15 protein-coding genes are annotated in these 15,153 nt (G+C 46.5%); 9 read left to right on the forward strand and 6 right to left on the reverse strand.

Features of this window, described 5'->3' with window-relative positions; translation table 11 throughout:
- Nucleotides 1-2: 2 nt before the first annotated feature.
- The gene (locus tag HY807_01875) at nucleotides 3-1,034 is read right to left on the reverse strand and encodes a diguanylate cyclase (protein MBI4825160.1); all 1,032 of its coding nucleotides are present in this window, start codon (nucleotides 1,032-1,034) and stop codon (nucleotides 3-5) included.
- Nucleotides 1,035-1,220: 186 nt separating this feature from the next.
- Between HY807_01875 and rplU the strand changes: the two genes are divergently transcribed.
- From rplU to proB, 5 genes are all read left to right on the forward strand, one after another.
- Entirely contained in the window at nucleotides 1,221-1,529 is a 309-nt protein-coding gene (gene rplU, locus HY807_01880) for a 50S ribosomal protein L21 (protein ID MBI4825161.1), read from the forward strand.
- 17 nt (nucleotides 1,530-1,546) lie between these two features.
- Nucleotides 1,547-1,810 carry a 50S ribosomal protein L27 gene (rpmA, locus tag HY807_01885; protein ID MBI4825162.1) on the forward strand — a complete coding sequence of 88 codons (264 nt, stop codon included), beginning with the start codon at nucleotides 1,547-1,549 and terminating at the stop codon, nucleotides 1,808-1,810.
- Nucleotides 1,811-2,014: 204 nt separating this feature from the next.
- Nucleotides 2,015-2,608 (forward strand): M23 family metallopeptidase, encoded by a 594-nt coding sequence (locus tag HY807_01890; GenBank protein MBI4825163.1) that lies wholly within the window; start codon nucleotides 2,015-2,017, stop codon nucleotides 2,606-2,608.
- Nucleotides 2,609-2,664: 56 nt separating this feature from the next.
- Nucleotides 2,665-3,675, forward strand: coding sequence for a GTPase ObgE (obgE, locus tag HY807_01895; protein ID MBI4825164.1), 1,011 nt, complete (start codon nucleotides 2,665-2,667; stop codon nucleotides 3,673-3,675).
- Nucleotides 3,672-4,766: a glutamate 5-kinase gene (gene proB, locus HY807_01900; protein ID MBI4825165.1), complete on the forward strand. Its 1,095-nt coding sequence runs from the start codon at nucleotides 3,672-3,674 to the stop codon at nucleotides 4,764-4,766. Before obgE ends, proB begins: the two co-directional genes overlap by 4 nt.
- Here the strand turns inward: proB and pgi are convergent.
- Genes pgi through HY807_01920 form a run of 4 tightly spaced genes read right to left on the reverse strand, consistent with a single transcriptional unit; the run spans nucleotide 4,763 to nucleotide 10,194 of the window.
- A complete protein-coding gene (pgi, locus tag HY807_01905; protein ID MBI4825166.1) occupies nucleotides 4,763-6,421 on the reverse strand; it encodes a glucose-6-phosphate isomerase in 1,659 nt (552 codons plus the stop codon). The two genes, proB and pgi, sit on opposite strands and share 4 nt — an antisense overlap.
- 52 nt (nucleotides 6,422-6,473) lie before the next feature.
- On the reverse strand, nucleotides 6,474-7,880 hold the full coding sequence (locus HY807_01910) for a glycosyltransferase family 39 protein (GenBank protein ID MBI4825167.1): 1,407 nt from the start codon (nucleotides 7,878-7,880) through the stop codon (nucleotides 6,474-6,476).
- A gap of 6 nt (nucleotides 7,881-7,886) precedes the next feature.
- Complete coding sequence (locus HY807_01915) at nucleotides 7,887-8,879, reverse strand: hypothetical protein (protein MBI4825168.1); 993 nt, start codon at nucleotides 8,877-8,879, stop codon at nucleotides 7,887-7,889.
- Complete coding sequence (locus HY807_01920) at nucleotides 8,860-10,194, reverse strand: FAD-dependent oxidoreductase (GenBank protein MBI4825169.1); 1,335 nt, start codon at nucleotides 10,192-10,194, stop codon at nucleotides 8,860-8,862. The genes HY807_01915 and HY807_01920 overlap by 20 nt, the downstream gene beginning before the upstream one ends.
- 311 nt (nucleotides 10,195-10,505) lie before the next feature.
- Between HY807_01920 and HY807_01925 the strand changes: the two genes are divergently transcribed.
- Genes HY807_01925 through HY807_01940 form a run of 4 tightly spaced genes read left to right on the forward strand, consistent with a single transcriptional unit; the run spans nucleotide 10,506 to nucleotide 14,411 of the window.
- A complete protein-coding gene (locus HY807_01925; protein ID MBI4825170.1) occupies nucleotides 10,506-13,397 on the forward strand; it encodes a class I SAM-dependent DNA methyltransferase in 2,892 nt (963 codons plus the stop codon).
- Nucleotides 13,398-13,413: 16 nt separating this feature from the next.
- Nucleotides 13,414-13,899, forward strand: coding sequence for a PIN domain-containing protein (locus HY807_01930; GenBank protein MBI4825171.1), 486 nt, complete (start codon nucleotides 13,414-13,416; stop codon nucleotides 13,897-13,899).
- Nucleotides 13,886-14,089 carry a hypothetical protein gene (locus tag HY807_01935; protein ID MBI4825172.1) on the forward strand — a complete coding sequence of 68 codons (204 nt, stop codon included), beginning with the start codon at nucleotides 13,886-13,888 and terminating at the stop codon, nucleotides 14,087-14,089. Before HY807_01930 ends, HY807_01935 begins: the two co-directional genes overlap by 14 nt.
- Nucleotides 14,090-14,111: 22 nt before the next feature.
- Nucleotides 14,112-14,411 (forward strand): nucleotidyltransferase family protein, encoded by a 300-nt coding sequence (locus HY807_01940; protein ID MBI4825173.1) that lies wholly within the window; start codon nucleotides 14,112-14,114, stop codon nucleotides 14,409-14,411.
- Between the two features lie 56 nt (nucleotides 14,412-14,467).
- On the opposite strand, the gene HY807_01945 is transcribed toward HY807_01940, so the two are convergent.
- The gene (locus tag HY807_01945) at nucleotides 14,468-15,151 is read right to left on the reverse strand and encodes an epoxyqueuosine reductase (protein ID MBI4825174.1); all 684 of its coding nucleotides are present in this window, start codon (nucleotides 15,149-15,151) and stop codon (nucleotides 14,468-14,470) included.
- Nucleotides 15,152-15,153 lie beyond the last annotated feature (2 nt).

Below are 15,153 nucleotides of genomic sequence, written 5' to 3' on the forward strand. Positions count from 1 at the left end.
TCCTAATGTGTAGAGTTGATGGTCACCTTGTTCTTTCCGGTCTGCTTGGATGTATAGAGGCAGGCGGTTGCCCTTTTAATGAGCATCATTGCATCCTCTTCGCTCTTGCGGCCCAGGGCTCCGCATGAGGCCCCGATACTGATCGTTACCGGTATATTATCTATTGTCTCCATGCCGGTTATGGCCCTTAGATTTTCCGCAACGGTTTTTATGGAATCCCTGAGCACGTCCGGCAGGAAGATTATAAAGTCCTCATAGCCGTATCTTCCGGCAACATCCGATATCCTGATATTCGCCCTCAGGATATGCGCGACTTTTTTAAGCGTCTCATCAGCCTTTTCTTTTCCGTGATCTTCAGATATCTTCCTGAGGTTGTCTATATCAATAACCAGAAACCCGACATTGTATTTATTCCTTTGCGCAAGATAGAGCAGCGGTTTGATAACATTAAAGAAGCCCTGCCTGTTGAGAATGCCGGTCAGCCCGTCAACTGAAGGCTGCGAGACAAGCTGGCGGTTTCTCCTCCATAAACGCCTCAGGGTCTTGCCGATAAGTTCAAGTTCAGGAGTGGATCCCTCATACCTGCTGAATATGGTGACAAACTTATCAATGTGAAGCTGATATCTGTCCCCTGCATCCTTTTTGCCGGAGAGCCGGTTCATGAAATAAAAGAGCGACTCAAATGCCGGGTGCAGCATATATGACTCCATCTTTGAAGCCAGGAGAAATGAGGCAGCCGCATTCTGCGAACTGTCATACTGCGTTAACATGCCGTCGACCTTTCCGCTTATCTCATCAAGCTCTATCTTTATCCTTTCCGGATGATCAAAGATCTGCGGCAGCAGGCGGTTTTCCGCGATCGGCAACAGTTTTTCCCAGAACTCCACATGTTCCTTCTCATCTTCCGACATCTCCATCCAGAAGGCCTTAAGCTCCGCAGCTTTTGAGTCTGATGAGAGCCTTGAATATATTCCGGCAGCCCTCTGGTCAATTGACATGCAGAGTTTTATTATATTGATCAATATTTTTTCCATATGCCTGTTTTAATTATTTATCTTTGTTATATAAGATGTTATCTTGTCTTTATTCACCTGCCTTGATTAATTGTAACGCACTATCAGATTTTATTAAAGCCTGTTCCCTTAACGTAACGGATTGAATTGACTTTATATTCATTATTATGTTAAAAAATATACCTACATAAAATCTGGAGAAAAACAATGTACGCGATAATAGAGACAGGCGGCAAGCAGTATAAGGTATCTGAAGGCGATACCATAAAGATCGAAAAGATCGAAAATAAAGACAGCGTCATATTCGAAAATGTCCTGATGCTCTCTGACGGCGAGAATGTCACTTACGGCAAACCACTCATATCGGCGGCAAAAGTAACCGCCAATGTTGTTGGTAGTGCAAAAGACAGGAAGGTCCTTATCTTTAAGCAGAAGACGAGAAAGGATCACAGAAAGCTCAGAGGACACAGGCAGATCTTGACCACTGTTAAGATAACGGGTATTGTTTCAAATTAATAACGGAGAATATAGAAATGGCTCATAAAAAAGGTGTTGGAAGTACAAGGAACGGACGCGAAAGCCACTCAAAACGTTTAGGCGTAAAGAAATACGGCGGTGAGCTGGTCAAGGCAGGCAGCGTCCTTGTAAGGCAGAGAGGCACCAAGATACATCCCGGCTTAAATGTAGGCAAGGGAGGAGACGATACCCTCTTTGCAACGGCTGCCGGATACGTAAAGTTCGAACATAAGGGCAGAGAGAGAAAGCTGGTCAGTATCTATCCTGAAGCACAGGTATAAGAAGTTATTTAACAATTAATATTTCAATCTCAAAGGCGGGTTTCTACCCGCCTTTTTTTATTGCCATCGCGCGGCAATCTTTCTCCTCGAAGGCAAAAACTCCTGAAACCTTTGTGCTTGTATTTTTAAATTCATACCACTATGATATTCATATTCCAGCAAATACGGCTGGCAGCACTAATTGTTACCCAGGAAAAGCAAGAAATGAAAAAACTATTTTTCTGTCTGATCTTAAGCGTTTTGCTTACATCCTCATGTTCCACGCGAGGCCCCTTCAGTGTTGGCAATCCTCATGGCGGTTTTGCAGCATTTGGCGAAAGGCGGCATCCAGGAATTGATTTCCGTATCAGCAGCGGGACTCCACTGATCGCTCCGTCTGATGGAGTGGTTATTTACATCGGAGAGCCCTTTGCTAACGAGCTGTGGGGCGGCGGTTTTTTCGTTGGAATCTCGCACGGCGAACAGTTCTATACACTTTATGGCCATCTAAGCAAAGTTTTTGTTGAGAAAGGCCAGTCACTCAAGAGGGGTGAATTAATCGGCCTGTCGGGTTCATCCAATTTAAGGTATGCTCACCTTCATTTTGGTGTGTGTAAAATTACAGAAGACCTGATGGACTGTCAGAACTATTCAAAAACCTACGATCCGGACGATTTCTGGTTAGAAGGCAAGGCCCGGTGTTTTGATCCGAAAACAGATTATTCGGGATACTCTCAGAAAGATATAACGCTTCCTATTGAATGCGGGGAGACTGCAAAAGAGCTGATGGCCCGGACCAAAAGCAAGGATCAGAACTAAACTTTCATCCCCGCATCCCTTGTAACGCACAACGCCTTTCATGTATTGTTAAAACAATGAAATTCATAGATAGAGCTGAGATACATGTAGTTGCGGGGCACGGCGGAAAGGGATGCGTAAGCTTCCGAAGGGAGAAGTACGTGCCGAACGGCGGGCCGAACGGCGGCGACGGCGGAAGGGGCGGGCATATCATATTTATAGCCTCGACCAGCCACAGCACCCTTCTTGACTTTAAATACAGGCGGCAATATATAGCCCAAAAAGGAGAGAACGGCATGGGACAGGAGATGCACGGCAAGAATGCCGAAGACTTTATCCTGCCTGTACCGCTCGGGACTATAATTAAAGACGCTGAGACAGGCGAGATACTTGCAGACCTCACCATGGACGGCGAAGAGTTCATGGCTGCCAAAGGCGGCAGGGGAGGCCTGGGCAATACCCACTTCAAGGGGCCGACAAGGCAGGAGCCGAGATACGCCCAGCCGGGAGAGGAAGGCGAAGAGAGAAGGCTGGTGCTTGAACTCAAGCTTCTTGCTGATGTGGGGCTTATAGGGCTTCCGAACGCGGGCAAGTCCACTCTGATATCCGCGCTTTCCGCGGCAAGGCCGAAGATAGCTGATTATCCATTTACTACGCTGAAACCTGCCCTCGGCGTTGTGCAGCACGGAGAATACGGCAGCTTTGTGATAGCTGATATCCCCGGACTGATAGAAGGCGCTCATAAGGGCACGGGGCTGGGATTTCAGTTCCTCCGCCACGTCGAAAGGACTTCAATACTTCTCCACCTCGTGGATATATCAGAAATGGCAGAGGGCGACCCTGTTGAGAACTTTGAAATAATAAACAGGGAGCTTGAACTTTACAGTAAAGGGCTCACGGATAAAACACAGGCGGTTGTGGGAACAAAGCTGGACATCAAAGGCGACGGGAGCAGGCTTGACAAGCTCGCTCAATATTGCAAAGATAAGAACTATGATTTCTTCCCGATATGCGCTGTTACAAAGACAGGATTGAAAGAGCTGACCGAATATCTCGGAGAAAAAGTGGAGAAATATAAAAATCCATGAAGAGGGTAGTAATAAAGATCGGAAGCAATATCATCGCTTCTGCCGAACAGGGCCTTAATACGAGAAGGCTGAAGGGGATAGTCAGCGACATATCGGAAATAATTGATATGGGCGCTGAAGCGGTCATCGTATCTTCAGGCGCAATTGCGGCAGGGCTGAAAAAGCTCGGCCTGAAAGAAAAGCCGAAAGATATAAAACTGAAGCAGGCTGCTGCTGCCATAGGCCAGTCAAGCCTGATGTGGGCGTATGAAAAAAGTTTCGCGGAATTTGACAAAAAGGTGGCGCAGGTTCTTCTGACAAGGGATGTGATCACTGAAAGGACAAGATACATTAACGCAAAGAACACTCTGCTGACGCTTATTCAACACGATGTCATCCCTGTTATTAATGAGAATGACGCTGTTGCTGTTGACGAGATAAAGTTCGGCGACAACGACCAGCTTGCCGCGCTTACATCAGGGCTTGTAGAGGCGGAGATGCTCATTATACTTTCTGACGTTGACGGGCTGTATTCAAAAGACCCTAAATACAAGAGCGCAGAGATAATAACCAGTGTAGGCCGCATCACCCCTGAGATCGAGAAACTGGCAGGCAAAGAGGGAAGCGCGGTCGGGACTGGCGGCATGTATTCCAAGCTGCTCGCGGCAAAACAGGCGAATAACCACGGCATCCCTGTCGTGATAATGAGCGGCAAAAAGAGAGGGCTTCTCAAGCGCCTGTTCGAAGGTAAAAGCGCAGGCACATACTTTAAGGCTAATGAGACTAAACTCTCATCCAGGGATGGATGGATAGCCTACGGCATAAGATCAAAAGGCACACTCGTTCTTGATGAAGGGGCTGTTACGGCACTACTTAAAAAGAAGAAGAGCCTGCTGCCTTCAGGCATTGTGAGGATCGACGGTGAGTTTAAAAAAGGCGACGCGGTCAACTGCATCGACAGAAAAGGGCATAATATAGCCAAGGGGCTGACCAACTATTCATCAAAAGACCTCAATAAGATAATCGGCAAAAAAACCTCTGAGATAGAAAATATCCTGGGATATAAACATTCAGACGAGGTTCTTCACAAGGACAATCTGGTTCTGGCCTAAGAACCCTTTCTCAATATTTTAAACTCGTTGATAAGCCCGTTCGTGGATGAGTCATGTGAAGTTATTTGATTATCGCCGGCAAGTTCAGGGAGTATCTTGTTTGCAAGCTGCTTCCCAAGCTCAACTCCCCACTGGTCAAAACTGAATATGTTCCAGATAACGCCCTGAGTGAATATTTTGTGCTCATACATCGCTGTCAAACTGCCAAGCGTCCTCGGCGTAAGTTTCTTAAATAGTATGGAGTTCGTCGGCTTGTTTCCGCTGAATACCTTAAATGGCGCGAGCCTTTCAATCTCCTCATCGCTCTTGCCCGATGCCTTAAGCTCTGCAAGAACTTCCTCTTTTGTCTTTCCTTTCATAAGCGCCTCGGCCTGCGCGAAGAAGTTTGAGAGTAAAATATTATGGTGCCCGCCGACAGGGTTGTGGCTTATTGCAGGGGCAAGAAAATCACACGGGATGAGCCTTGTGCCCTGATGGATTAACTGGTAGAAAGAGTGCTGTCCGTTTGTGCCGGGCTCGCCCCATATCACCTGTCCTGTCTGATATGCAACTTCATTGCCGTCCCTGCCAATGCTCTTGCCGTTGCTCTCCATACACGCCTGCTGGAGATAGGCAGGAAGCCTGTGCATATACTGGTCATAAGGCAGAACAGCCTCTGTCTCTGCGCCGAAGAAGTTGATGTACCAGATGCCGAGCAGGCCGAGGATCACCGGGATGTTCCTGTCAAACGGCGTTTCTCTGAAATGAATATCCATCTCCTGCGCGCCTTCAAGGAGTTCAGTGAAGTTCTCAAAGCCTATTGAGCATGATATTGAGAGGCCGATCGCAGACCAGAGAGAATACCTGCCGCCGACCCAGTCCCAAAATATAAACATATTCTCCGGGTCTATACCGAACTTTATTACTTCTTCTTTATTAGTGGATATCGCGACAAAGTGTTTTTTGATGGCTACTTCATCTTTCGCAGCCGATAGCAACCATCTTCTCGCTGTATCCGCGTTCGTCATCGTCTCCTGGGTAGTGAAGGTCTTTGAGGCGATTATAAAGAGCGTTGTCTCAGGAGAGAGTTTTCTTAAAGTTTCCGTTATGTGCGCAGCATCAATGTTTGAAACAAAGTGAGGCATTATATTTGGTTTGCGATACGGCTTAAGCGCCTCCGTCACCATTACCGGCCCGAGGTCAGAACCGCCGATGCCGATGTTTACGATATCGGTTATCGCCTTGCCTGTATAACCTCTCCACTTGCCGGAGATAATCTTCCCTGAGAAATCCTCCACTTGTTTAAGAACGGCATTTACCTCAGGCATGACATCTTTCCCGTCAACCCTGACAGGCCTGTTTGAACGGTTCCTTAGTGCGGTATGAAGCACAGCTCGGCCTTCGGTCTCATTTATCTTCTCACCGGAGAACATATCTTCAATTGCATTCTTCAGCCCCGCCTCTTCAGCAAGTTCGATGAGCAGCGCGACGGTCTCCTTATTGATTATGTTCTTGGAGTAATCAATGAGGATATCCTCAAACCGGAGCGAAAAAGCATTGAACCGTTCCGGGTCATCAGCAAACATATCCTTCATATGCCTGCCCTTCATGGACTGATAATGACCGGCAAGCTTCTTCCATGCGGCTGTCTGCGGCAGGTCTATTTTTTTAAGCATGATGTCAATATTATATCCAATTGCAGATTTATAATATTCTTTTTTTGTGCTCTCATTTTCTTATGTATAGTTTTCTGTATTCCGTCTCTTCATATAATACCTCAAAGTCCGGGCATCCTCCCTCCGGGATCCCGAAAGAAGTTAGCACGAATTTTGGTTCTTTGGACTCAATAAGCCTGCAAATATCATAATCACTGTATCTGGATGTGAGCCTTTTATAATCGTCAAGCGCCTCATCTTTATCAACTGAATACCAGAAGTAGTGCAGGTCGCCCCGAAAAAGGTTAAACTTGGCTCCCCCGTCATAAACAAGATCCGAAGCGTCAGTATTTTCAATGACAAATTTTACCCTTTCAAGTGAATCACGATTACTCTCCGCCCCCATATTGAACAAATATTCAAAAGGAGAGATTATGATCAGGGCCAATATTATCACTCTGTAAATATCTTTAAGCTTAAACCTGGCAAAGGCCAAAAAAATAAAATACCCTGCTGAGATGCTCAATAAAGGAATCGCGGGAAGCAGGTACTGCTCGTATGGCATCATTACCAGTAACAGTGAAAACAAAGAGAATACTCCTAAAAAGGCGGCTGTTTTAATCTCATCGCCTGTTTCCTTATTCAGAAAAATATAGCTGACTGAAACAGATGACACGAACCAGAACAGGGGGTTCTGAATGACAGTATTTTTAATAGTATCAAAGGCCGGGAAGCCGGGCTTGCCGACCAGGTGCCGAACCCAGTTGCCCATAATATAATCGTTGTAAGACCCTGATGCCAGCAGGTACACAAAAAAACAGGCTATGGGCAGAAAGCAAGAGCCTGCAAAATAAATGAGGGCTCTCGCCCTGATCTTCCTGTCAAGTAATTTATATATAAAGATCAAAGAAAATGCCGCCAGTAGGACAGCGGCCTTCTGCAAAAAGAGGAAAGAGAGGGCGGCGGCAATGCCTGAGCAGATCATGGACCTGTCTTTATCCCTCTGAAAGAAGTCCAGCAGAAAGCAGATCGAGATCAGGCCAAAAAATACCTGCGGGACATCAGGCCTAATCTCAACGCTCTTATTCACAAAGAGCGCCATTGATAATAACAACGCGGCGGAGAGAAGGCCTGTCTCCTTTGAGCCAGACGCTTTTTTAGATATCAGATAAGTAAGAAAAGTTATCCCCATGGTAAACATGAACATCAGGGCCCTGAGTTTTATGACCGTCTCCATTGACTCTCCGAAAACATGGAGCAAAGGGGCTATCAAGTACCAGAAGAAGGGGTTATGGCACTGGTAAAAGTCCAGGTACGGGATGTATCCGTTCTTTACATACCAGGCGCTGTGAATATGCTCAAACTCATCCGGGTCAATGCGCTTGTTTATTGAAATGAAGAAAACCGATATGGCAAGCAGGGCGACAGCGCATATCAGAAAGATGGGTATCGTTTTTTTATTCTCACCTGCGGATTTCATTGTTTTTTAATCAGCTCCCTTCCTCACGGAGGCAAAATATAGAAGCAGGCACAATAAAGAGAAATACACTGTATCAAGAAAGTGCTCAAAGTAATGCGACGCCAGAAGGTACGGCACTGACAGCTTTCCGCCTGCCGCAAAAGCAGGCTTCTGCGCAAGGCTGCCTATGCCGATCGCCAGGGGCACATATGCCTGATAAAGCATGGCTAATAAAAATACAACAGCCAGCAGTCCAATAAAATAATTTAACCCGGCGGAAGTATCAGCCCGTTCCAGCCTGCTGCCGCTCTTCTCATATAAAAGCATGATGGACAGCGGTATCGGGAAATATGTAATAGGAAAAGTGGCAACCTCCCTGACGCTATGCGCAAGATATCTCGGGTCAGTCCAAACTTTGTAAAAGGCCTCTGAAATATCTTTGTTGATAATGTACGTAAATATAAAAAACGAGATAACTCCGGCGATGATATAAAAATAACCTCCGCCATAAATAGATATATCACTCTTAAATACCCTCTTTATAAAAAAGATATAAACCGGGATAAAGAGAAAAAGGGCCATCGTGCTTGGAAGGTGCAGATTCCACGAACCGCCGTCCTCATAGATATTAACAGCCTGCTTCTGCTGGGCTACGAAAGAAAGCGTATCCTCATAACCGAATGCCTTATAACTGAGATAACATGCTGACGCTGTGAATATGAGCAGGAGAATGGATATTATCAGCATCTTATTTCCTGCCCTGCCCTTTGCGGGAGAACCGCCAAGAGAGAGATAAACTCCGGCAAATACAAAGGCAAGCACTGTATGCACCGGTATATGCCCTAAAAAATGTGAGGAATAAAAGGCCGTCTCCAGCAGCGTATACACGCCTCCCTCATGTATCACAGTATTAAAAATAAAGAGCTGCCGGTGGTAAAGAGAAAGGTAAATATAAGAGAGAAGATAGGTAAATCCGGGAAGCAAAAGAAGCAGGCACGGATTAAGCCAGGCCATGTTCATCAACTATCTCCCTGCCGGACCTCATCATGCCGTGTATCCATGCGTACTCGAACTTGCCGCTTCTTCCTGAAAGCCGCAGATTTTCAAACCGTTTCAGATAGCCGTTCACTTCCTGCACCTTTGCCTCAAACCCGGTCTCAAGCACCGGATAGGCATGGCTGAGCCTTTTAACTGAAGTGGAAATAATATCGCCGGCCTTAAGAATGCCGATGTCCGCAAGGTTTGAATACGCTGTCTCAACAAGTTTCTCATCACTGCTGTGCCAGAGCAGTTCATCCGGGGCGCACGGGATCTCAACAACCAGTGAGGTCCTGCCTGCCGGAGACATCCGGATGCTTCTGTTCCTTGGTTCGTACATCCTCGTGATCGGGGTATCGCTGTCTGGAAAATAGATAGTCCCGGCGTCTGTCAGCGACTCTTTTGCAAGAAAGAACGCGACAAGCACCACATTGCGGTAGCGCAGTTTTTTTGCGATCTCCAGAATGCCCTCTTCAGGCTGAGGGTCCATCATCCTGAGAAAATTATAGAGCGGAAGCGTGCTGACCAGCTTGTCAACCTCAACGATCTCTTCCCCGTTGATCTCAACGCATTCAATTTTATTGTCACCGCAGATGATCCTGGTTATCTCCGACCTTCTCCTGATATTTTCTTCACCGCAGTATTCTGCCAGCTTGTCGGTAATGGCCCCGATGCCGAGGTCAGGATAGTAGAACGACCCGTCAACATGTTCTGTCTTTGCCCGCTGCCCCATGAACGCCTCGACAACAAAAGTCCTGAGGTCCAGCCCCTTCATCCTCTTGCCTGCTATCTGCGGCGACAGTTCGCCGCAGTCCCTGCCCCACAGCTTTTCAGAGTAGTTCAGGAGAAAACTGCGGGCGAGCGTCTTCCCGTAGGTATTGACCGCGAAATCCTTAAAACTGCCCTTATCTTTTTCAGGCGCAATGCGTGAAGCAAGTATCTCAACGGCGACTTTAAAAAAGGTAAAAGGGCCTAAGTTCTTAAACATGTTAAGAGGCGCAAGAGGAAAGAAGACGAGCTTCCCATTGTGATAGATATAACTGGGAACCTTTATCTTCCTGAACCCGTCTCCAAGCAGTTGCCTGAACTCTTCAGTGATCTCATCGTCTTTGTCATGAAAACGGTGCGCGCCCGAATCAAAACGGAAATCTCCCTCCGTGAATGTGACACAGTTCCCGCCTATTCGGCCGCCGGCCTCATGAATTGTGAACGGGACTTTCTTCTTCTTTGAATAATAACCGACAGCGAGGCCTGCCGCGCCGCCGCCGAGAATGGTTATCCTGGGATGTGGTGTCATATTATCATGCGCCTTAAAGTAAAAAAAGTAAGAACCGATTTTACATATAGACGTTATTATATCTTTTTCGTAAAACCTATTCTAATTAATTTTTTGATCTCTCAATTATGAAAATGATTTATATGGTTTAACGCTCTTGAGTCACGCATAAATAATGTCCGTATTTTTGTCATTCCCGAATGCCTTAATCGGGAATCTATATTTTAAGTTTTCACCTCTGGATTTCCCGATCAAGTCGGGGAATGACAGCTCTATCAATAAAATTTAGATAGCTTGAATACAGTCAAAAAAGTATAATAGCGAAGAGAGATATGCCGTTATCACTGAATGAAATCAAAGACCGTGCGCTCGCTTTCTCCCGTGAGTGGGAAGGCGCGAATGCGGAGCGTGCAGAGGCGCAGACCTTCTGGAACGAGTTCTTTAACGTCTTTGGCATAAACCGCAGACGGCTGGCGAGCTTTGAGGAGCCTGTTCGCAGGGCGCGGACGCGGTTTGAACAGAGCGGCAGCAAGGGCGGGTTCATCGACCTCTTCTGGCGCGGCACTCTTATTGCCGAACATAAATCTCTCGGCAAGGATCTTGACTCCGCATACAAACAGGCGCTGGAATATTTTGAAGGACTTGCCGAACGCGATCTTCCGCGCTATGTCATCGTATCGGACTTTGCCCGCATTCGTCTCTACGATCTCGATTCCAAAACGCAGAATGAATTTCTGCTCAAAGAACTTTACAAGCATATAAAGCTTTTCGGTTTCATAGCAGGATATACAACTCAGCGCATAACAGCGCAAGACCCGGTCAATATCAAAGCAGCCGAACGCATGGGCAAACTGCATGACCGCCTGCGCGCCTCAGGTTATGAAGGCCATACACTTGAAGTTCTTTTAGTGCGTCTGCTCTTCTGTCTCTTTGCTGAAGACACCACGCTCTTTGAGCCTCGCGGTTCTTTCCGTGATTTCCTTGAAAACTGCACCCGTGAGGATGGCTCTGATCTCGGTTCACAGTTGGCGCATCTTTTTCAGGTGCTTAATACGCTTGAAAGTAAACGGCAAAGAAATCTCGATGAGACGCTTGCCGCTTTTCCCTATGTAAATGGACGGCTCTTTGAAGAGACATTATCGATCCCGACATGTGACCGGACGATGCGTGAGATGCTTCTTGACTGCTGCGCTCTTGATTGGGGACGCATATCTCCGGCAGTCTTCGGCGCGCTCTTTCAGTGCGTCATGGATGAAGAAGGCACAGCACGCCGCCGCAATATCGGCGCTCACTACACCAGTGAAGAGAATATCCTTAAGCTCATCAAGCCGCTTTTCCTTGATGACCTATGGGCGGAGTTTCATTCAGCAAAGAAGAGCACGAACAAACTTTTTGAGCTGCATAAGAAAATTGCTCACCTAAAGTTCTTTGACCCTGCCTGCGGCTGCGGCAACTTTCTTGTCATTGCATATCGGGAATTGAGGCTGCTTGAACTTGAGATACTTCGTACTGTCCGCGCGTCAGGTCAGATGCATCTTAATATCTTTCAGCTTGTGCAGGTTGATGTTCATCAATTCTATGGTATCGAGATAGAAGAATTTCCATCTCAGATCGCACAGGTTGCACTATGGCTCACTGACCATCAGATGAATATGCTTGTGTCCGAGGAGTTCGGACAATACTTCCGCCGTCTTCCGCTGACACATTCTGCAAAGATACATTGCGGCAATGCACTTCAAATGAACTGGAACGATGTTGTCTCTGTTTATGATGTGGATTATATCCTCGGCAATCCGCCGTTTGTGGGTTCAAAGTTTTTGAATGACTCTCAGCGCGCGGATATGGCGACTGTTTTCACAACTGCTGCTAACTATGGTGCGCTTGATTATGTGACGGCATGGTATATGAAGGCTGTCCGTTACGTGCAAGGTGACGAAAAGGTTTCCGCTTTCTTCGACAATATTACTGGCACGCAAAAAATACCACGAGAACGAGTGAAGATCGCCTTTGTTTCCACCAACTCAATCACACAAGGTGAGCAGGTCGGAGCTCTCTGGTCAGATCTTCTTCGTAATGGGGTAAAGATACACTTTGCACATCGAACCTTTAGCTGGAGCAACGAAGCGCGAGGCAAAGCTGCGGTACATTGCGTTATCATCGGTTTCGCCCTGCACGATACTGCCCGAAAGATCGTTTATGATTATGAACATATCAAGGGTGAGGCACACGCGACGGTGGCGAAAAACATTAATCCTTATCTTGTGGATGCTCACGACCTTGTGTTGCTTCGCCGCGATCAGCCACTGTGCAACGTGCCGAAAATCGGAATTGGAAACAAGCCCATCGATGGCGGCAATTACCTGTTCACCACAGAAGAAAAGGCAGAGTTTCTAAAACAGGAGCCGAAGGCAAAGCAATGGCTTCGCCGTTGGATCGGGTCTGACGAATTTATCAATGGCTATGAACGCTGGTGTTTATGGCTGGGTGATTGTCCTCCCAATGAACTACGGCAGATGCCGGAGGCGATGAAACGTGTGGAGGCAGTACGTGAATTTCGTCTGGCAAGCAAGAGCGCTCCTACCAGAAAGATTGCTGACAAGCCTACGCGTTTTCATGTTGAGAACATACCTGACAAGCCATATCTCCTTGTCCCTAAAGTTTCATCTGAGCGTCGTAGCTATATCCCCATTGGTTTCATGGATGCAAGAACATTATCCAGTGATCTGGTTTTCATTATTCAGCACGCAACCCTTTATCACTTCGGTGTTCTCACTTCTTCTATGCACATGTCTTGGGTTAAATATGTTTGTGGTCGATTGAAAAGTGACTATCGTTATTCAAAAGATATCGTTTACAACAACTTCCCGTGGCCTGAAATACCGACAGCCGGTAACTCCCCCCAACCCCCTCTTAAGTTAAGAGGGGGAGCCGAAGGCGGGGGCGATATGTCCAAAATCGAACAGGCAGCGCAGTCAGTCCTCGATGCCCGTGCCGCGCATCCTGAATCATCATTAGCCGATCTCTATGATCCAGTTGCCATGCCGCCTGACCTGCGAAAAGCGCATCAGGTATTGGACAAGGCCGTAGATGCCGCTTATGGAAAAAAGAGTTTTGCATCCGATGCCGAACGGGTTGCGTTTCTGTTTGAACTATACCATAAATACACAAGCCTGCTGCCCACTCCGGAGACGGATAAAAAACGCAGGAGAAAAAAGGTAAATTAAAAGGAGGCGTTGTTACATGAAAAAACTGAAGATATATCTTGATACATCGGTCATCAATTTCCTTTTTGCCGACGATGTTCCTGAATTCAGAAAGATCACGGAGGACTTCTTTGAACACTATGTTAAGACGGCCAAATACATCGTTTATATTTCAGATATTGTTATCGCAGAAATCGAAAAAACAAAAAGCGCAGACAAGAGGAAGCAGCTTCTTGAAGTAGTCGAGCGGTATTCTCTGAGAATACTTACTCTCGATGAAGCTTCGGACGCCCTTGCCGCTGTTTATATCAGGGAGAAAATCATCCCGAAGAAAAAGCTGGAGGACGCTCAGCATATAGCCATTGCTGCATGCAATCAGATAGATATTCTCTTGTCGTGGAACTTTAAACACCTTTCAAACATACAGAAGCAATTCGGTGTTAAAATAGTTAATGAGAAGGAAGGTTATTTCTATCCGTTACTTCTCACAAATCCTATGGAGGTAGTTTATGAAAACGATTGAGAAACCGGTTCCTGTTTCAAAGGCGCTTGCCGAGGTCTGGGAATTGAAGGAGAAAACATATGCCGATGTAAAAGATATGTGTTTTGAGGAAAAGCGGGAATACTATTCCAACGGCTTAAAAAAGGCTGTTAAGACACTAAAAGGCAAACTAAAAACAAATACTGACGGCAGTTACTCAATTGTCAGATAAAACTCATATGGCGATATCAAACATGGCAACAGGTTCGGCAAAAGAAATTCTCTCGATCCTTAAAAGCCTGAAATCCGAGATCAGCGAAAGATACAGGGCTGAGGTGAAAGGTATCTTCGGCTCTTATGTCAGGGGCGATCAAAAGGCTGGAAGCGACATTGATGTTTTGGTTGAATTCGACGAGGGGGCAAATCTTCTGGATCTGACCGGCCTTTCAATATTCCTTGAAGAAAGATTGCATTGCAGCGTCGATGTGGTTCCTGAGAGCGCTATAAGAAGCGAGCTTAAAGACAGTATTTTAAAGGAAGCCTCATACATATGAGAGATTACGACCTTTATCTGAAGGATATCATAAATGCGTCAGAGATCCGAAAGATATTAAACGCGGGTTGATGTTTTCGTTGACAAGGGAGGCTGGCATACCTTGACGCAGAGCCCGCATATATACTGCCCGATATTATGGTCCTTTGCAAAGTACTTAAGCTTCTCAAGGCAGGCGATCCTGTCCCAATATTTATAAGACTCGTCTATCGCGGATACAGGGCAGGCAGATATGCACTTCCTGCATTCCCCGCATCCATTCTCAACAGGTTTATCTGTCTCTAAAGGCATGTCAGTAAGGATGGTCGCTATCCTTATCCTGGCGCCGTATTCAGGATGCACCAGCAGGTTGCTCCTGCCTATCCATCCTATCCCGGCTCTCAGCGCGATCATCTTATGCGAGAGATGCGCTGTCTGCGCCTTCCAGTCAACGATATGGCTTGCGGGTATCGGCATGGCGTTATAGCCTTTGTCCTGAATGGCGAAAGTTATTTTCAGGGCTGCCTGGTCAAGCATATCGTTCAGCATCTTATAGTGATGAAGGTAGTGGCGGGTCGGCCAGTTAATGATCCCCTTCAGTATAGGGTCAGATACCCTTACCGCTATGGATATGCCGTACCTGAGCCCTTCTGTCTGCTCCAGCGGAATGGCCTCAAAGTGCTGCCTCAATTCATCTATATCACCTACTCCAAAAGCAGACGCTCCTGAAGCAAATGCTATCTCTTTTAAACGGTTATACATCA

It is taken from the genome of Nitrospirota bacterium (assembly GCA_016207885.1).
GTDB lineage: Bacteria > Nitrospirota > Thermodesulfovibrionia > UBA6902 > UBA6902 > JACQZG01.